At 64.7% G+C, this 17,686-nt stretch carries 20 protein-coding genes and 1 pseudogene; 12 read left to right on the top strand and 9 right to left on the bottom strand.

Annotated features, from left to right (window positions below; genetic code table 11):
* A complete protein-coding gene (locus AC3ISA_RS04055; protein ID WP_489179448.1) occupies window positions 1-489 on the top strand; it encodes a nuclear transport factor 2 family protein in 489 nt (162 codons plus the stop codon).
* 46 nt (window positions 490-535) lie between these two features.
* Here the strand turns inward: AC3ISA_RS04055 and AC3ISA_RS04050 are convergent.
* Window positions 536-664: pseudogene (locus tag AC3ISA_RS04050) on the bottom strand (integrase core domain-containing protein); the annotation flags it as partial.
* Window positions 665-694: 30 nt separating this feature from the next.
* Window positions 695-880 (bottom strand): hypothetical protein, encoded by a 186-nt coding sequence (locus AC3ISA_RS04045; protein WP_489179447.1) that lies wholly within the window; start codon window positions 878-880, stop codon window positions 695-697.
* Between the two features lie 142 nt (window positions 881-1,022).
* Between AC3ISA_RS04045 and AC3ISA_RS04040 the strand changes: the two genes are divergently transcribed.
* Window positions 1,023-1,367 (top strand): cupin domain-containing protein, encoded by a 345-nt coding sequence (locus AC3ISA_RS04040; protein WP_489179446.1) that lies wholly within the window; start codon window positions 1,023-1,025, stop codon window positions 1,365-1,367.
* 96 nt (window positions 1,368-1,463) lie between these two features.
* Here AC3ISA_RS04040 and AC3ISA_RS04035 read toward each other — a convergent pair whose 3' ends face one another.
* Window positions 1,464-2,411, bottom strand: a complete 948-nt coding sequence (locus AC3ISA_RS04035) for an NmrA/HSCARG family protein (RefSeq protein ID WP_489179445.1) — start codon at window positions 2,409-2,411, stop codon at window positions 1,464-1,466.
* An 83-nt stretch (window positions 2,412-2,494) separates the two neighbouring features.
* Here AC3ISA_RS04035 and AC3ISA_RS04030 point away from each other — a divergent pair, with 83 nt between their 5' ends.
* On the top strand, window positions 2,495-2,872 hold the full coding sequence (locus AC3ISA_RS04030) for a winged helix-turn-helix transcriptional regulator (protein WP_489179444.1): 378 nt from the start codon (window positions 2,495-2,497) through the stop codon (window positions 2,870-2,872).
* Window positions 2,873-2,934: 62 nt separating this feature from the next.
* On the opposite strand, the gene AC3ISA_RS04025 is transcribed toward AC3ISA_RS04030, so the two are convergent.
* The 3 genes from AC3ISA_RS04025 to AC3ISA_RS04015 form a co-directional block, all read right to left on the bottom strand.
* The gene (locus tag AC3ISA_RS04025) at window positions 2,935-3,378 is read right to left on the bottom strand and encodes a DoxX family protein (protein ID WP_489179443.1); all 444 of its coding nucleotides are present in this window, start codon (window positions 3,376-3,378) and stop codon (window positions 2,935-2,937) included.
* Between the two features lie 74 nt (window positions 3,379-3,452).
* Complete coding sequence (locus tag AC3ISA_RS04020; protein WP_489179442.1) at window positions 3,453-4,079, bottom strand: FMN-dependent NADH-azoreductase; 627 nt, start codon at window positions 4,077-4,079, stop codon at window positions 3,453-3,455.
* Between the two features lie 205 nt (window positions 4,080-4,284).
* On the bottom strand, window positions 4,285-5,196 hold the full coding sequence (locus AC3ISA_RS04015; RefSeq protein WP_489179441.1) for a pirin family protein: 912 nt from the start codon (window positions 5,194-5,196) through the stop codon (window positions 4,285-4,287).
* A gap of 213 nt (window positions 5,197-5,409) precedes the next feature.
* Here AC3ISA_RS04015 and AC3ISA_RS04010 point away from each other — a divergent pair, with 213 nt between their 5' ends.
* Complete coding sequence (locus tag AC3ISA_RS04010; protein WP_489179440.1) at window positions 5,410-5,715, top strand: GNAT family N-acetyltransferase; 306 nt, start codon at window positions 5,410-5,412, stop codon at window positions 5,713-5,715.
* A gap of 62 nt (window positions 5,716-5,777) precedes the next feature.
* Here the strand turns inward: AC3ISA_RS04010 and AC3ISA_RS04005 are convergent, their stop codons facing one another.
* Window positions 5,778-6,698, bottom strand: coding sequence for a LysR family transcriptional regulator (locus AC3ISA_RS04005; protein WP_489179439.1), 921 nt, complete (start codon window positions 6,696-6,698; stop codon window positions 5,778-5,780).
* Between the two features lie 141 nt (window positions 6,699-6,839).
* On the opposite strand from AC3ISA_RS04005, the gene AC3ISA_RS04000 reads away from it, so the two are divergent.
* The 7 genes from AC3ISA_RS04000 to AC3ISA_RS03970 all read left to right on the top strand — a co-directional run bounded on the left by AC3ISA_RS04000 (window position 6,840) and on the right by AC3ISA_RS03970 (window position 13,885).
* Window positions 6,840-7,502: a hydrolase gene (locus AC3ISA_RS04000; RefSeq protein WP_489179438.1), complete on the top strand. Its 663-nt coding sequence runs from the start codon at window positions 6,840-6,842 to the stop codon at window positions 7,500-7,502.
* Window positions 7,503-7,596: 94 nt separating this feature from the next.
* On the top strand, window positions 7,597-9,003 hold the full coding sequence (locus AC3ISA_RS03995) for an alginate export family protein (RefSeq protein WP_489179437.1): 1,407 nt from the start codon (window positions 7,597-7,599) through the stop codon (window positions 9,001-9,003).
* 16 nt (window positions 9,004-9,019) lie between these two features.
* Window positions 9,020-10,114: an Atu2307/SP_0267 family LLM class monooxygenase gene (locus tag AC3ISA_RS03990; protein ID WP_489179436.1), complete on the top strand. Its 1,095-nt coding sequence runs from the start codon at window positions 9,020-9,022 to the stop codon at window positions 10,112-10,114.
* Window positions 10,107-11,000, top strand: a complete 894-nt coding sequence (locus AC3ISA_RS03985; protein WP_489179435.1) for a pirin family protein — start codon at window positions 10,107-10,109, stop codon at window positions 10,998-11,000. Before AC3ISA_RS03990 ends, AC3ISA_RS03985 begins: the two co-directional genes overlap by 8 nt.
* The gene (locus tag AC3ISA_RS03980; protein WP_489179434.1) at window positions 10,997-11,467 is read left to right on the top strand and encodes an OsmC family protein; all 471 of its coding nucleotides are present in this window, start codon (window positions 10,997-10,999) and stop codon (window positions 11,465-11,467) included. Before AC3ISA_RS03985 ends, AC3ISA_RS03980 begins: the two co-directional genes overlap by 4 nt.
* A 162-nt stretch (window positions 11,468-11,629) precedes the next feature.
* Complete coding sequence (locus AC3ISA_RS03975; protein ID WP_489179433.1) at window positions 11,630-12,079, top strand: OsmC family protein; 450 nt, start codon at window positions 11,630-11,632, stop codon at window positions 12,077-12,079.
* Between the two features lie 57 nt (window positions 12,080-12,136).
* The gene (locus AC3ISA_RS03970; protein ID WP_489179432.1) at window positions 12,137-13,885 is read left to right on the top strand and encodes a monovalent cation:proton antiporter-2 (CPA2) family protein; all 1,749 of its coding nucleotides are present in this window, start codon (window positions 12,137-12,139) and stop codon (window positions 13,883-13,885) included.
* 148 nt (window positions 13,886-14,033) lie between these two features.
* Here the strand turns inward: AC3ISA_RS03970 and AC3ISA_RS03965 are convergent, their stop codons facing one another.
* Both AC3ISA_RS03965 and AC3ISA_RS03960 read right to left on the bottom strand, forming a co-directional pair.
* On the bottom strand, window positions 14,034-14,927 hold the full coding sequence (locus AC3ISA_RS03965) for a CPBP family intramembrane glutamic endopeptidase (RefSeq protein ID WP_489179431.1): 894 nt from the start codon (window positions 14,925-14,927) through the stop codon (window positions 14,034-14,036).
* 7 nt (window positions 14,928-14,934) lie between these two features.
* Window positions 14,935-15,765: an alpha/beta fold hydrolase gene (locus AC3ISA_RS03960; RefSeq protein ID WP_489179430.1), complete on the bottom strand. Its 831-nt coding sequence runs from the start codon at window positions 15,763-15,765 to the stop codon at window positions 14,935-14,937.
* Window positions 15,766-16,034: 269 nt separating this feature from the next.
* Between AC3ISA_RS03960 and AC3ISA_RS03955 the strand changes: the two genes are divergently transcribed.
* The gene (locus AC3ISA_RS03955; protein ID WP_489179429.1) at window positions 16,035-17,675 is read left to right on the top strand and encodes an FAD-dependent oxidoreductase; all 1,641 of its coding nucleotides are present in this window, start codon (window positions 16,035-16,037) and stop codon (window positions 17,673-17,675) included.
* The last annotated feature ends 11 nt before the right edge of the window (window positions 17,676-17,686 follow it).

Raw genomic sequence — 17,686 nt, 5'->3', positions numbered from 1 at the left:
GTGCAGGACTTTCTCAGCGCTTTCGAGACACGTCGATGTGAGCACCTCGAGCCCTTTCTGGACGAGGACATCCTCTATCGTGTGGAAGGGTTTGATCCGCTCGTCGGCCGCAGGGCGATCCTCGCCTATTGGCGTCGGATGTTCGACTCACATGACGTGGTGCGGATGAGTCTTGAACGTCAGGTTCCGGACGGAGACCTCGTCCCGACCGCCCAGCGGCAGCTCTACAGAGCGACGCGCCGACCCCTCCTGCTGTTCGAAAGCTGGTTCTCTACGAGTTCCATGGCGATCGGATCCGCAACTGGTGGGACTGCCTGCAGCCTGGGGACAATGAAGCCCCGCACGCTGAAGTCTGGCGGCGGCTGCGGGCGGCCCGCTGGTGACCTCATACCCAAACCATCGCACGAGAAAGGAACACGCGAGGAAAATCAGGATCCTGAAACGGGAGGACGCCGTCACGGAACGCCGGTATGGCGGTCGAGGCGGTGACCTTGCCCCCGATGTTGGACCGGTTCTCGCCGGAACATCTCGGTGTCTAGGCGCCGGGCGGGCCATATGGCCCGGCGCCGTTCATGAGCTCGATCGGGCACTTGTCGCCGATCGCGCTGTGAGGTCGCTCTTCGTTGTAGTCTCTACGCCAAGTCTCGCATTTTCGACGGGCGTCGTCTGGCAGGGCCCGTCACGTCAGACTGCGTCAGCCCGGATCGAAAGGACGGCCGCGCTCTCCCAGGAAATTCCATCCGGCCTGGCTCGGCCAGTAGCCCTTGCCCCGTCGCACGGCGTATCCCAGGACGACGAGTGTCTCGCTACGATCCCGATCGGCGGTCCGGTTCTCGTCCACGAGGTCGAGCAGTGCTTCGATTTTGTCAGCGTCAGTCATTGGTCCTTTTTACCGTGGTCGTTGAGCCGCGCCAGACAGTTCTCTGACGTGCGAGTTGCAGCACGAGCGACAGCGCGTTCCTGCTCAGGGCCGGAACCCACTTTCATGATCCTGGTTTGCTTCGCTTGAAGGAGGCCAGCCCATGAAGACGCGCAAGTTCAGCTACTCGGATGCGTCTATGGAGCGTTCGCCGGGCCAGCCGGCGGACATCTACACCGGCAATTTGGTGGACGAACGAGACGGGGGGCCGATCACCATCGGATACGGCCGCTGGGATCCGAACCAGACCCTGGAGGAGACCATGGCCGTCGATGACGTCATGATCATTCTGGAAGGGGCTCTCTCCGTCACCAGCGGGGCCGAGACGGTTCGGGCGACAGCGGGCGATATCGTTCATATGCCCAAGGGGCAGCCGGTGACGATTAAGACCCAGGCTGAGGGCGCGCGGACGGCCTATGTGACCTATCCGCATTGGCGAACAGCTTAGATCCTGATGAGACGGGACGATTGAAGCCGACGTCCTGGCAACTGGCCGGGGCGGAGGGGCGGCGACGCAGAACCATCGGAACCGCCCCGGCGCTCGTCATGCCTCAGGCGCGAACACCTTGTCCGCGACCGGTTTGCCAGGCCCGGCCAGCCATGCGTCGAACGTGAGCAGGTCTCCAAAACTGCTGCGGAGCTCGGCGATGTCCGCCGCTTCGGATCGTCCTGGAGCAAACGCGGCCACCGTCCGTGCGAGCGAGGGGGCCTGGGCGAAATTCTCGTGGGGAAAGCGCTGATAGCGGATCGGCCGCCCGGCGGCGCGACCAAGCGCCGCTGCCATCTCCCGACCAGTCAGGGCGTCGCCGGCGATGGTGACGGCCTGTCCTGCGAAACGCTCTGGGTCATCGAAGACGCCCGCCACGATACGTCCGATATCCTCCACAGCAATCAGCTGAGCCGTTTGATCCGGTTCAACAAAGAAGGTGAACAGGCCATCGTTGGGCGCCAGGCCCGGTTGCAGCAGCAACTCCATGAAGGTCGCAGGCCGGACGATCGTGCTGCGCAGCGGCAGCGCGCCGAGGCGGGCCTCAATCTCGAGCTTGCAGTCCAGGTTGGCGACGCCGGTAGGGCCTTTGCTCAGAAGGATGGTCGATGAATAGACCAGGTGTTCCACGCCGAGCTCAACCGCGAGATCCGCAATGGTGTTGGCATAGCTAACCTCCGTCTCATCGCTGAGGCCTGACGCGCTTTGCCCCGAGTTTGGCTGCACGCTGAAAACGCCATAGGCGCCCGTCATCGCGCGGCGGATCGAGGCGGCGTCCGAGAGATCGCCGCCGATGAGTTCCACGCCCGCCTCGGCCAAGGCCTGGGCCTTGGGCTGGTCCGGTTTCCTGACCAAGGCCAGCACCGACCAACCGTCGCGTTTCAGCGCTCTGGCGACCGCGCCGCCCTGCTGGCCGGTCGCGCCGAAGACGAGGATCGTCCGTCCGTCTTTCGGCCTGTGGCCGCGGTAGGGTATTCGATCGGGAAGAACCTTCGACGTCGGCATGCCCGCCTCCTGTTACAGAAGACGGTTCAGGTATACATTTTACACTACGGCGCAATTACGCACCTTAAGGCTACCAGGTATCCATGAGTATCCCGCCCGTGACCGCGCCGTCTGTCGAAAGCCTCGAGCGCAACCGGTTCGTTCTGGAGGAAATAACGAGCCGATGGACCTTGCTGGTCCTTCACGCGCTCTGTGACGGGCCCATGCGGTTTAACGCCATGCGGCGGGCGGTGCCGGGGGTCACTCAAAAGGCGCTCACCCAGTGCGTACGGCGTCTGGAAGCGAGTGGTCTGCTCCGACGGACGGTGGTCAGTAACGCCCCTGTGGCGGTCCTTTATGAAATCTCGCCCCTCGGCCGTTCGCTCGAACCGCATATCGGCGCGATCCTGTCATGGGCAGAGCAGCATCGCGATGAGGTGCTCGAAGCCCAGAGCGCATACCGGGACGCGTCGCGCCATTAGGGTCGTCATGGTGTCGCCGAAGCTCAGTCGACCCTGACATCCCATCGCCGCCCAGTCCCAGGTCAGCGTAGAAGGCAAGGGGCTCCCGGTCGCCTGCCAATCGAGACGGCCACGCCCAGCAGGACGAGCGCGACGTTGAGGAGAACTGCCTCGACCTCAGCCTTTCGGCCATGAACGACGATCATGATCATCGACGACGCGATGACGCCGGCGGCGCCGGCGAGCAGAATGGGACGGCCGATCCTCCACGACAGAAGCGGAACAAGCATGGTCAGGCCCAGACAGATCTCGACCAGGCCCAGCGCCCGGGTCAGCGCCTCGAGCTCCGGCCTGAACCAGCTGAGCAGGCCTTGCAGCGTCGTCAGGGATTCGGAGGTCTTGGCGTAGCCTGCGCCTATGAAGGCCATCGCCAGCCAACCCTGAAACGTCCAGAGCGCAAGGTGTCGGATGTCGTTGCGCAGGCGCTCCCGAGCGAGCGTAGAGGGTTGTTGGCTGTCCCCGAGCATTCGCCGTACTCCTTGGGCATAAGGCGAGCCCGACGCGCTTACCGGGGGAGGGTGCGTGCCGGGCTCTCACACCGTCAAATGTCCGCAGAGAGGGGCTGCGCGGCCACGACGGCGATCTGGGATTTGGCATGGGCGATGGCGGCCTCCCGGGCTTCAGGCCCGAAACCGATATTCTCGGCGTGGACGAAGGTGACGTCCGTGATGCCGATGAAACCAAGGAGGAGACGCAGATAGGGCTCCTGGAAGTCCATCGGTGCGCGGGGGCCCTCGGTATAGGTTCCGCCGCGCGACTCGATGACGATCGCGCGTTTGCCTGTGACCAGGCCCTGAACGCCCGATTCGCCGTAGGCGAACGTCACACGAGGGCGCAGGACGTGGTCGATCCAGGCGCGCAAACCCGTCGGGACGCTGAAGTTGTACATCGGGCAGCCGATGACGATGATGTCCGCGGCGAACACTTCACTAATCAGTCTGTCGGACAGCGCACGAGCGCCGAGTTCAGCGTCTGTATTCGCGACAGCCCGGATGCCCGCGACCGTCGAAGGGACGAGGTGCGGGGGCGGTTCGGAGCCGAGATCCCGTTGGGTGACGATCGCGTCAGGGTGAACCTCACGCAACCGCTCGACAGCGTCTTCGACGAGAAGCCTGGAAACAGACGCGTCGCCTGAAACGCTGCTGTTGAGGACGAGGATATGGGCCACGGGCGGCTCCTGCAGTTGAACGCCTCAGGTGTCGCCGTTCCGCTTCGGTTCCGATAGCCATCGGCCATGGTCATCGCTGTCGCTCCAGGCGGAACAGCGATGTTCGATCGCCCCAGGCTATCGGCGTGCTGTGTTTAGGTCTGCCGGAGCCCCCATCGACAGCGCTCGACCGGACAGGGACCGCGCCCGGTCGAGCTCAAAGCCTCTAGCGATAGACCGGAACAGTCCCCGACTCGGTGCGGCGTTCGCCGGCGGCCAGGAGCGTCTGGTAGAGCTCGGCGATGCGCGCTTCGCCCTGCACGAGCGCGTCTGCGCTGGTGTGCACCGAATAATAGCCGAGATGCAGAGGATGGTCGTGAGGGACTGCCGAGCCGAGCACAAAGATCGCGTCCTGGGGCCCATCGCTGGTCAGGGTGATCGCGTCTTCGCCGTTTTCAAAGATGGCCAACTCTCCGGCTTGAACCGGCTCCTGCGCAGCAAGGCTTCCCTGGGCCAAGGCCAGCCACCCGACCGTGTGACCCTCAGGCGGCGTATAGGTCCAGGTCTCGCCGGGCTTCAGGGTGACGAGGAGATAGTTGAGCCCGTCAGGCGCCCGGACCGGGCTTTGAGCGCCCTCATAGGCCCCAAGGATGATGTAAGCCGGGCCCGATTGCACCATGTCCTTGTTTTGAATGTACTGACTGTCCGGCGTGGCGTTCTCGAGTTCAGGGGGCAGAGCCACCCAGAGCTGGAAGCCCTGAGCCCTTGCAGACTCGCCGGCCCCGATCTCCTTGCCGTGCCATACGCCGCCGCTCGCGCGCATCCATTCCACGGCCCCGTAGGCCAGGGGACCTTGTCCATCTTTCGGGTCGTCGTATCGGACGTCGCCCTTGGTGAAGACCGTGACGGTGGCGATCCCTGAATGAGGATGGATCTGCATGCTGTCCGTCAGCTTCCTCCAGTCGGCTTCGAAGATGTCGAGGAAGACGAAGGGTTTGACGACCTCGCCCAAGTCGCCGGGGCTCATCAGCCGGGTGATCGGCCCGTGGCCATGGCCGCGCGTTTTGGTCACGATCTGTCGTGCCGTCACCTGCGTCTGTTGAGTTGGAGCCTGCTCCGCTGCGACAGCGTCCGTCATTCGTAGTCTCCTCACTTCATGCTCAGGGCTGAAGGCGGACGTGGTGGCGCGGGCCAAGCGCGCATAGGGCGCTTTCTGCACTTCTGCGTCGCAGCTAGAGGAACGGCTGCCGTGAAGACATCCGGCGACCGGCTCAGATAGATCTCGGTGTCCGACGTATGGACGTCATGCCGCCCCGCCAGACCCGGCGTTGGCCCAACCCGTGAGACGAAGATGCTCGATCCTGAAATCCACGATAATGAAGAGTTGAAGCGCTACGAGCTTCAGGCCGATGGCGAAGTCGCTGTTGTGACCTACAACCTCTCCCCACCGAACCTGATGATCACGGAAACGCTCGTCCCGGAACGCCTCGAAGGGCGTGGGATCGCCAGCCGACTCGCCAAGCATGTCCTATCGGACGCCAACGCTCGGGGGCTCGTGATCCTGCCGGTTTGTCCGTTTTTCGCGGCCTATCTGCAGAAACACCCCGAGCATGCTGAAGCGGTTCATCCGACCTACCGCGGCATACTGGGGATCTGATCTAAGCGGTAAGAGCGCGACCGGTCGTGTGCATCGGCGAGGCGCGCGAGCCGATGGGCGGCCTACGCTTCAGCAGGCCGCTCCAGCTTCACGCCGAACCGGCCCGAACTATGCGCGGGTTGGTGGAGCATCTCGATCAACAGCTCTGTCAGCACGCGGATCTTACGGGCCGGATGCTGTCCGGGTGGTCGCAGGACATAGGCGCCCGCGGGAGGCACCGGAAAGCGGGGCATGACCGCGACCAACTCACCGCGCTCAAGGTGAACCTTGGTGAAGTCGTCCGGCAACCAGGCCAGCCCGAGGCCAGCGACTGCGGCTGAAACGAGTGCGGTGCCATTGTCGGCCTTGAAGCGACCCTGAGGGCGGACAGAAATCGTGCGCTCGCCATCCATGAACTGCCAGGTCTCGGTCCCCTGCATGACCGACTGGTGGTTGACGATATCGTCTGGCGTCTCGGGCGCGCCATGCGCGGCGATGTAGTCGGGACTGGCGACAAGCTTGCCGTAAACGGGCCCGATCCGCCTTGCGATCAGGTTGGAGTCCTGGAGATAGCCAACCCTGATCGCGCAATCGAACCCTTCCGCGACCAGATCGACGAACCGGTCCGCATAACAGGTCTGCATGTTCAGCTTGGGATGACGACGCGCCATCTCGGCGAACACAGGGGCGAAGTGCGTCGGACCGAAGGTCAGCGGCGCCGCAACGCGAAGACGCCCCTGCAGTTCGCCCTGCGGCAGAATGGTTTCCTTGGCCACATCCAGGTCGGCGCAAATCCGGGCGGCGTAATCCCTGAAGGTGGCGCCGGCCTCCGTGAGCGCGGCCCCTCGCGTGGTCCGCGCCAGAAGCTGGACGCCGAGCTCGGCCTCCAGGCGGAATAACCGGCGACTGACGATGGATTTGGCGACCCCGAGCCGCCTGGCCGCAGGCGAGACGCCGCCCGCGTCAGCCACCTCGACGAAGCTGCGAAGTTCATCAATGTCCATGTCAGTGTTCCCCAAATCGCGACACAGCGTAGCCTGCTGAGGGCATACCGCATCAAAAATGGCAATGCCAATGTCGAGCCTGGGACGTCGCAGCGACGTCCTTCACCCCGACTTTTCGACCTTCGGCATCAGAGACCGCCCATGACCTTCCGCAACGGCCTCAACTCGCTCCTTCGACCCGAAGATTCCGTGCTGGTCCTGATCGATCACCAGCCCTTTCAGCTGACGAATGTGAACAGCCACGATCCGCAGGCCGTCGTGAACAACACGACTGCGCTCGCCAAGACCGCCAAGGCCTTCAACGTACCGACGATCCTGACCAGCGTCGTCGCAGCGCGGGGCGGCGTCCTGTTCAAACACGTCACCGACGTCTTCCCCGGCCAGGAGGTGATCGACCGCACGACGCTCAACACCTGGGAGGACCAGCGGTGCGTTGATCTGGTCAAGGCGACAGGGCGCAAACAACTGATCATCGCGGGGCTCTACACCGAAATCTGTGTGGCGATGCCGGTGATCCAGGCCCTCGGTGAAGGCTGGGACGTGACGGTGGTCACCGACGCTTGCGGCGGGGTTTCTGTTGAGGCCCATCAGGTCGCCATCCAGCGGATGATCGCCGCCGGCGCGAACGTCATGACCTGGTTGGCGCTTGCTTCCGAGTGGCAACGCGACTGGGCTCGCACCGAGCATATCGCTGAACTGACCGACGTGCTCATCGCGCACCTCGGCGGCGGGGGCATCGCCTATATGTGGGAGCAGCAACTCCTCAATACGCCCGTGTCCTCGGCCAGCGAAGGCGGCATGTGACCGGTCTGGCGGCCCGTCGCCCCGCGACCCGCAAACCCGCGCTGACGCCTCCACGGTTCTCGCCATCCCTGCTTCCCGCAAAGCGAGGCCTGTCATGACCAAAGCCGCGCTGATCTTGGGTCTGATCGCGACGGCAGCGGGAACGCCGTTGGCCGTGCAAGCGCAGACGCCCGCGAGTGTCCGCGCAACACCGCCGCTCTCGACCGTGCGGTACACCGAGACCTGGTCCTATCTAGCGGATCCGACAAGGCGGACGGGCCGCTGGACGGACCCGTTGAGGTACATCCCGATCAGCGACGATGGCGACGTCTATCTGACGACCGGCCTGGAGGCGCGGGCCCGCTACGAAACCTATGAAAACGGCCAATGGGGCGCTCAATCGGACAACGACTATACGTGGAGCCGGTTGATGCCTCACGCCGATCTCCATCTTGGCAAGGTCGGTGTCTTCGCCCAGGCGATCGTGACCGAGGTCTCGGGAGGCGAGCGTCCTGAGACGCCCGTCGATACGACCGGGGCTGACATTCTGCAGGCCTTCGTCGATGTGGAGCTGGACGTCGGACGCGAGACCACACTGGAGCTTGTCGCCGGTCGCCGCCTGCGATCGCTTGGGGCGGGTCGGCTGGTCGACACACGTTACGGCCTTAACGTGCCTCTCGCTTTCGACGGCGCGGAGGCCACCCTGACACGTGGGACGCGGCGCATCACGGCGCTGGGCCTGCGTCCCGTCGACAACCGGCTGGACGATTTTGATGATCGGAGCTCGGACCAAAAATCGCTTTGGGGGCTTTACGGCACTCAATGGCTCGAGGCGGATCGACGCACCGGCGTCGACCTCTATTGGCTGGGCTTTCGAGACCGCAACGCCATCTATGACCAGGGCGCAGGCCGCCAGGTCGTCCATTCCTTCGGTGTTCGCTATTTCGGCGTGAACGGCCCCTGGCGCTGGAACGTCGAGGGGGTCATTCAGCGCGGCGAGTTCAACGGCGCCCGGAACCTCGCCTGGGGCGTGGGAGGAGAGGTTGGTCGTCGGTTCGAGACCGTGCGCCTGAAGCCCGAACTGGCCATGACGGTCGACTTCGTATCCGGCGACGACGACCCCGACGATCCCAAGCTGGGGACCTTCAACGCCCTGTTTCCCAGAGGGCGATATTTCCTGGCACAGTCACCGGTCGGACCGCGCAACCTGATCCAGATCCAACCCGCGGTGACGCTCCATCCGCGAGCGGACGTTGATGTCACCCTGATGGGAGCGGCGTACTGGCGAGAGAGCACGCGCGACGGGATCTACTCGATCCCGGGATTCCTCGTTCGCAGCGGGCGCGACAGCGGCGAGCGCTTCATCGGTTCACAGGTGGATTTATCGGTGACCTGGCATGTGACGCCCGAGCTGGATCTGGCGGTTTCGACGGGAGCCTTCGAGGCCGGCGCATTCATCCGCGACACCGGTCCGTCGCAGACGATCCTGCTCGGCAGCGCTTCGGCCACCTTCCGCTACTGATCTTCGGAGTCATCCCATGGAAATCGGAATCGACAGCTTTGCGGCCCTCCTCCCCGATCCCGCTACGGGCGCGCTTAGAAACGGCGCTGAGCGCATGGCTGAGCTGCTCGAGGAGGTAGAGGTCGCCGACCAGGTCGGGCTCGATGTCTTCGGCATTGGTGAACACCATCGTGCGGAGTTCCTCGATTCTGCGCCGGCGATCATCCTGGCGGCGGCAGCGGCTCGCACACGGAAGATCCGGCTGACGAGCGCCGTAACCGTCCTCTCCGCCGCCGATCCCGTCCGGGTCTTTGAAGAATTCAGCACCCTTGATCTAATCTCTCAAGGTCGCGCCGAGATCGTCGTGGGGCGCGGCTCGTTCGGAGAGGCCTTTCCGTTGTTCGGCCTGGACACGGCGGACTACGACGCGCTGTTCGCCGAAAAACTCGACCTTCTCCTGACGTTGCGGGAAAGCGCCTATCCCGTCTGGCAGGGTCAGTTCCGACCTGCCCTGACGGGCCAGGGGGTCTTTCCCCGCCCACATCAGGCCCGGTTGCCGATTTGGCTCGGTGTGGGCGGGACGCCGGAATCCTTCGCGCGCGCCGGCTTGCTTGGACTGCCGCTCATGATCGCGATCATCGGCGGCGCGTTCGAGCGGTTTCGGCCTGCTGTCGATCTTTACCGCGAAGCCGGCAAACGAGCCGGGCATGATCCGGCTTCGTTGAAGGTCGGGGTGCATGTGGTCGGGTTTGTCGCTGAGACCGACCGGGCCGCCGCCGACCTGATGTATCCGGGATGGGCGCATCTGACGGGTCAGGTCGGGCGTGAACGCGGCTGGTCGGCGCCCTCGCGTGAACACTTCGACGCTATGATTGGCCCGCAGGGCGCTCTTCTCGTCGGCGCCCCGGAAACGGTCGCGGCCAAGGTCCTCCAAGCCAATGATACGCTCGGCGGCCTGGCTCGCCTGACCTTCCAGATGACGACGGCGGCGGTCGAGAGCGACGTCATGAAGCGGGCGATCACCCTCATCGGCTCTGAGGTCGCACCGCGTATTCGCTCGGCCCTGGAGCGCCCCGTGATCGGCCCGTCGCAAACGGCTGCCGCTCAACCTATGGAGAGACAACATGATTGAGATGATCATCGAGCAGCGGCGGCGAGACCTCGGCGGCGGCATTGAGGTCGGACGGGTCCTGCCCTTCGTCAAGCGACGTATGGTCGGACCCTTCATCTTCTTCGATCATTTCGGGCCGGTCGATGTCGCGCCGGGTGGAGACGGGGACTACGGTTCGCGGGCGCATCCGCACATCGGCATTTCGACCGTCACCTACCTGTACTCGGGGGAGATGATGCATCGTGACAGCCTGGGCCGTAAGCAGTTGATCCACCCTCAAGAGGTCAACTGGATGACGGCTGGAAGCGGCATCACCCATAGCGAGCGTATGGAAAAGGCCCGGGCCGTCGGCGATCGTCTGCACGGCATTCAGGCCTGGGTCGCTCTGCCGACAGCTGACGAGGAGACGGCGCCCGCCTTTGATCATTACGAGGGTTCAGACCTTCCGTCCTGGCGAGAGGCTGGCGTGAGCGGCCATCTCATCGCTGGGAGCGCCTACGGTCTGACCGCGGCCGCGCGCACCCATTCGCCCCTATTCTACGTCCATCTCGACCTTGAGGCGGGCGCCTCAGCGGAAGTGCCGCCCGGGCATAGCGAGCGGGCGGTCTATGTCGCCACCGGCGCGGTGGAGCTAGGGGGACAGGCGATCGGGGCAGGCCAGATGGCGGTCCTGGATCAGCAGGCGTCCTTATTGCGCGCCACCCAGCCCTCAACGGTGATGGTGCTCGGCGGGGAGCCTCTTGGCGAGCGCTACCTCTATTGGAACTTCGTCTCGTCCTCACGGGAACGGCTCCAGCAGGCCGGCGAAGACTGGAAAGCCGGCCGCATGAAGCTTCCCGACGGAGACGACCTGGAGTTCACGCCCCTGCCGGATAGCGCCCGGATCACGCCCGAGAGCCCGGCATGAGCGAGGCTGCATCGGACGAAAGCCATCGGCATGATCGTCATCGCGGTCCGGCTGAACTCCTCCTCGGCAAGGCTACGGCGCGGATCGGCGAAACGCCCTATGCGGTGACCATCGATGTCGGACGCCACAGGATCATGGCCGACGAACCTGTCGCCTTGGGCGGTCAGGACGTCGGCCCGCCCCCCTTCGGCCTGCTCGTCGCGGCCCTCGGGGCTTGCACATCGGCCACGCTCAAAATGTATGCCGAGCACAAGGGCTGGCCGTTGAAATCGCTGGAGGTGAAGCTGCGATTTCTTCGATCGTCCAAAGCCGGCGACGCTGACCGCATCGAACGTAGACTTACGATCGAGGGGCTGGATGCAGGACAGCAGGCCAAGCTGGCCGATATCGCAGAGCGCACACCGGTGACTCTGGCCATCAAGTCAGGCGTGCCGATCCACACGACGCTCGACGTGAGCCCCGCGTGAGCGGCCTGGCGCGCCCGCGTCGCTTCGGCCAATCAGGATGCTGAGGCGAAGCGAGGGTTCCGGCAGGCGACAACGAGACCGCGTGCGTCTATCCGAAGCTGCAAACCGCCCGTCGGGTGAAGGTGTGCGAGGCGCGCCAGGGCAGATTTTACCAAGGAGATCATGATGGCCGCGCTTCGCGCCCGGGCGACCGCATCGGAGACGGGCGAAAGCCCGTTCGCCGTCCTCATCCAGACGTCAGGGCACGTCTTCACCGGCGATGAACCGATCGAAGCGGGGGGAGGGGGCCTGGGCCCAGCGCCGTTTGAACTGCTGTCGGCCGCTCTGGCCGAATGCACGGCCATGACCGTGCGCTGGTACGCGCGCCAGCAGAACTGGCCGGTCGACACCGTGGAGGTCGCTGTCGAGTACAGCAAAAAGCAGTTCGCCGGCTCGCCGGCGCCGGTCGACGTCTTCGAAAAGACGATCTCCATCCGTGGCCCGCAGCTGAGCAAGGACCAACGGGCCAAACTGCTTGAGGTCGCAGCCAAATGCCCGGTGCATCGGACACTCGAAGGCGGGGCCACGATCCTGTCCTTGGTCGGGGCTTCGATCGAGCAGGTGGCCGGATGAACGGGCCGATCAGTTTGCCCAGCGCCGGGTCTCACCGGCGGAAGAAGAGGACCACCCATGGCTGAAGCGAGCATCACAGAGACCATCGCCCCGGCCGTGGTCCTCATGACGGCTGCCGTCGTGGCCGTGCCGCTGTTCCGTCGGCTAGGCCTCGGTTCGGTTCTTGGCTATTTCGCTGCCGGCGTCCTCGTCGGGCCATCGGTGCTTGGTCTGTTCACCGACGCCCAGTCGATCCTCCACTTCTCCGAACTCGGGGTCGTGATGTTCCTGTTCGTGATCGGACTGGAGCTACGTCCCGCCAAGCTCTGGTCGATGCGCGGGAACATCTTCGGGCTCGGTCTGGTCCAGGTGGCCCTCGCGACTGCCGCCCTGGCCCTGACGGCCTGGCTGGTCTTTGGCCTATCCGGGCCGGCCGCGTTCGTCGCCGGAGCCGGGTTCGTTCTCTCGTCCACCGCGGTGATCATGTCCGTGCTGCAGGACCGGGGCGAGATTTCCAGCGCCGAGGGGCAAAAGTCTGTCGCCATCCTCCTGTTTGAAGACCTGATGATCGTACCGCTCCTGGCGGTCGTCGCCTTCATATCTCCCCTTGCCCATGGCGAGGGCGGGTGGACACAGGCGTTGACGGCACTGGGCGCACTGCTTGTTCTTCTCATCGTGGCGCGATGGGCGCTCAACCCGTTCTTCGGGCTTCTCGCCCGCGCCCGCACCCGAGAGGTCCTGACAGCTGGCGCCTTGCTGGTCGTTCTGGCCGCCGCCCTGCTGATGGATTTCGCGGGCCTCTCCATGGCCATGGGGGCTTTCCTCGCCGGGGTGATGCTGTCGAACTCGAGTTACCGGCACCAGATCGAGAGCGACATTGAGCCCTTTCGCGGACTGCTGATGGGGCTCTTCTTCCTGGCTGTCGGGATGTCGCTCGACCTGTCCGTGGTTGCGCAAGAGTGGCAGCTGCTGCTCTGCCTCCTCGCAGCCTTCACCATCGCCAAGGGCGTGGTCGTCTATGGCGTGGCGCGCGTCTTCGGCAGCTCTGACCATCGCGCCTTGCATCGGACGTCCATGTTCCTCCAGGGCGGCGAGTTCGCCTTTGTCCTCTACGCCGCGGCCGCAACCGGCGGGGTGATCGACGCCCGTGAGAACGCCCTGTTCTCCACCGTCGTGATCCTGTCGATGGCCCTGACGCCTTTGCTCATGATCCTCGCAGATCGGCTGCTGCGAACGGCCGTGTCCATGGACGGCGTCGAGCACGCAGCGGACTTGAAGGGCAGGGTGCTGTTGATCGGTTTCGGCCGCTTCGGCCAGATCGCTTCTCAAGCCCTGTTGTCGCGAGGCGTGACCCTTGCGGTCATCGACAGTGATCCAGACCGCATCCGCGAGGCCGCCCGTTTCGGGTTCAAGGTCTTCTTCGGCGATGGGACGCGGCTCGATGTCCTCCAGACCTCTGGAGCCGGACAGGCCGATGCGATCATGATCTGTATCGACCAGCCGAAGGCCGCCTTGCAGATCGTCGAGTTGACCAAGCACGCGTTTCCCCAGGCGAAGATTCTGGTTCGCGCCTTCGACCGCGGCCATTCGATGGCTCTGATCCGAGCGGGCGTGGACTTCGAGATCCGTGAGACGGTGGAGTCAGCCCATCTGATGGGCGCGGCCGGTTTGCGGGCTCTCGGCCATTCCGAAGCGGACATTGACGAAACCGCTGCTGATATGCGGCGACGGGACGCCCAGCGTCTCGCCGAACAAGTCCAAGGGGACATGATGTCGGGTCAGTCTCATGTTCACCTCCAGCCGGTCCCGGAGCCGCTGGGCCATTGATCAAGGGACCAGCCTGACGTTCCGTCGCCACGGCAGGCTGGGCACCGGCGCCGCGATGTTGCGCCTCACTCAATGCGTCAGAGGCTGGCCATCTCGGCCTTCAAGACCTGGGCAGGCGAGGTCGAGGACCCCGCCTGCCTCAGCGTCTTCAAGACTTGAGCGTCGGGGATGACCGGCTCAGCCGCCACCAACACACTAGGCCGACGGCTAGAATAAGCGTGGTTCGAAGCCCGTCGACATAAAGCGGCGACACGGTCGTCAGCAGGTCATCGACTACGCCCTGCTGGACGGAGTTGACCGCGGCGTGCGCCAGGGCGGCGGCCCAGAAGCTTCCCGAACGCAGCGTCAGCCAGCCGAAGAAGAACGAGGCGCCGATCATCTGGAGAGGGAAAAGGACCAGGGCCCCCAATAGGGGGTAGTCGGGGAAGTTGTAGCCGGCCAGCAGCCCCGGCAGATGCCAGGCCCACCACACCGCTGCGAGAAGGAGAATGCCGGTCTGCACGCCGAGCCGGCGGATGAGGTGGCCCTGCAGGAAGCCGCGCCATGCGAACTCTTCACCGGTTGAGGCCACAAGACCGAAGACCGAGAACGCCATGGCCGTAGCGACAATGTTCAGTCCGTAGAGAGGCCAGGCCTGGAAGCCGCCGCCGAGAACCCATGGACCGCCGCTGATGGAGACGCCCGAGGCTTCGAACGCGAACCAGCCTGACGTGGCCATGCCTCCGCCGACGAGCAGGGCGACAATGACGAAGGCGATGGCGGTTTCGACTGTGACGCCCAGCGGCAGATATCGAATTCGACCCAGCCGCCAGAGCACACCCGCGCGCGCCGGCGGATGCCAGACCAGGAACGCCAGCGCCAACACCGTGGGCGACCACATAGCCGCGACGAAGATGAGCCGGGCCGGGTCGCTGTCGAGACCCCAAAGGGTGATGGCCGCCACCTGAAGCGCCCAGCTGAGCCCCAGAGCCAGGGCGATGTAGGCGCCCATAGCTCTCGGGGTCATGCCAGGCGAGGCGATCGTCTGCGCGGGGTCGGTCATGTCGACCTCAGGCTCTGACGAACGTCAGCAGGTCGGGGTTGATGATGTCTGGGTGGGTCGCGAACAGTCCATGGGACAGGCCGGGGTAGGTTTTCAGGGTCCCGTTCGGCAACAGCTTGATGGCTTCGCGGGCGGAGGCGTCGATCGGAACGACCTGATCGTCTTCTCCGTGGATGAGAAGCACGGGCAGGGCGACGGCCTTCAGATCGTCTGTAAAATCGGTCTCGGAGAAGGCGACGATGCAGTCGTAGTGGGCCTTGGCCCCGCCCATCATGCCTTGCCGCCACCAGTTTCGGATCAAACCGTCGCTGACGTCCGCGCCGTCCCTGTTGAAGCCGTAGAAGGGACCCGAGGGGACATCGAGGAAGAACTGGGCGCGATTACGCTTGAGCGCCTCGCGGAAGCCATCGAACACAGACAGCGGCAGCCCGCCCGGATAGTCGGGGGTGGCCAGCATGATTGGGGGCACTGCCCCGATGAGCACAGCCTTGGCCACGCGACCGGGCGCGCTGCGCGCAACATAGCGGATGACTTCTCCGCCGCCGGTGGAATGACCGATGTGCACGGCGTTCTTCAGGTCGAGCGCGTCCGCCAGTTCCGCGACATCGGCGGCGTAGGTGTCCATGTCATTGCCGGTGTCGGTCTGGTCTGACCGCCCGTGACCCCGGCGATCGTGAGCGACCACGCGGTAGCCCTTGTCCAGGAAGTACAGCAACTGGTTGTCCCAGTCGTCCGAGCTCAGCGGCCAGCCATGGTGGAAGACGATGGGCTGAGCCTCCTTGGGACCCCAGTCCTTGTAGAAGATCTGTACGCCGTCTTTGAGGGTAAGGTAGGCCATGCCGGGTGGTCCTTTCGGGGTTGGCGGTCAGGAGAAACCTGGGGAGCGTAAACCGGGCCGATGCCGCTCCAGGTCCCAAGCTGGGCATGGGCGGCAGGCGTATGGCCGGCGCATCACCAAGCGGGATGTCACGGCCGGACCAGCCGCGATAGCGCTGCCGTAGACGACGCCGTGTCCCGCCAAGGGGAACGAGCCCTGGCGCCGTTCTATGCGATATAGGCCTGAGACGGCCTCGCACTGAGGCGCATTCGATCTCTGCAGGAGCAAGCGTGGAAACCATCGGCCGCGACCTTGAGGAGATGCAGCGCACGCCCCTGTCGCAGGCGCACGTCGACGCCATCCGCGCCGTCGGCGAGATCGTCGTCCATCAGCCCGGCGAGTATCTCGTACAGCCGGGTGATGCCGTTGAGAGCTTCGTCTATGTGCTCGACGGAGAGATCGAGGTCGTCAATCCGTTCACCGGCGACCGACTTACGGGCTCCACCCTCGGATCGTCTCAGTTCATGGGCGAGATCTCGTTCCTCAACGGCGGCGTGTGGTCGATGCCCATGCGCGCCGTTAAGACCACACGGGTGATCGAGGCTCCCCGACAGGCCGTACTGCGCCTGATGTCTGAAATCCCCGAGATGTCCGACATCATCATCACTGTCCTGGCCGCCCGTCGGCGCAAACAGCTTGAATTCCGCTTTAGCCCGCTCGTCTTGATTGGCGAGGATGAGGATCGTGACGTCCGTCGGATTGCGGACTTCGCAAGCCGCAACCGCCTGCCGTATGCCTCCCATGAGCCCGGCAGCCCTGAGGCTCTGGAGGCTGCCGAGAGCTGCGCGATCTCCGGAAACGCACCCGCTGTGATCTTTGGTCGAGGCCATGTGGTCGTCGATCCGACGCCTGACAAGGTCGCACGGCTCATGGGCGTGAACTACGACCTTGCTGACGATGCCCCGTTCGACGTCCTCATCGTCGGCGGCGGACCGGCCGGCGTCGCCTCCGCTGTCTACGCCGGCGCGGAAGGGCTCAGCGCCCTGGTGGTGGAAGACACCGCCATGGGCGGTCAGGCAGGAACCTCCAGCCGGATCGAAAATTACATGGGGTTCCCGACCGGGATCTCCGGGGCCGACTTAGTCTGGCGCGGCGAAATCCAGGCCATGAAGTTCGGTACACGGTTCCTCATGCCGCGCCGGGTTGTGGCTCTTGAGCGCCTGCCGGAGGGACGGTTCTGCGCCACCCTCGACAACGGACGCCGGATCTCGGCCGGCGCCGTCGTGGTCGCGACCGGCGTCCAGTACAAGCGCCTGCCGATCGACCGGCTCACCGAGTTCGAGGGCGCCGGGGTCTATTACGCCGCAACAGAGAACGAGGCCCGCTACTGTCGGTCCAGCACCGCTGTCATCATCGGCGGAGGCAATTCCGCCGGCCAGGCTGCCATGCATCTGAGCCGTTCAGCCAACCACGTGCATCTGATCGTCCGCGGGCGGTCCCTGGCCGCATCGATGTCGAACTATCTCTCCAGTCGTCTCGAGGCGGATCCGCGCATTACGATCGACTACGAATCCGAAATCGTCGCCCTGGAAGGCTCGGACACGCTTGGCGCCGTGACGGTCAGGAACCGAGCGGATGGAAGCGAGCGACAGCTAGCGACCTGCGCCCTGTTCATCATGGTCGGCGCGGAGCCCAACACCGACTGGTTGGCGGACCTCGTGGCGCTTGACGCCAAGGGGTTTGTGCTGACCGGCGATGCGGCCGGCGGCGCGTCGCCCTACGCCACCTCGACGGTCGGCATATTCGCCGTTGGCGACGTCCGGGCCGGATCGGTCAAGCGGGTCGCCTCTTCAGTGGGAGAAGGCTCTGTCGTCATTTCGCGGGTGTGGAGCCATCTGGACGAGCAACGCGCCCCAGCGGTGGCCAACTAAACCCCATCACA

This window comes from Brevundimonas sp. KH_058 (assembly GCF_057838505.1).
This window is presented reverse-complemented; position numbering and strand designations above follow the sequence as displayed.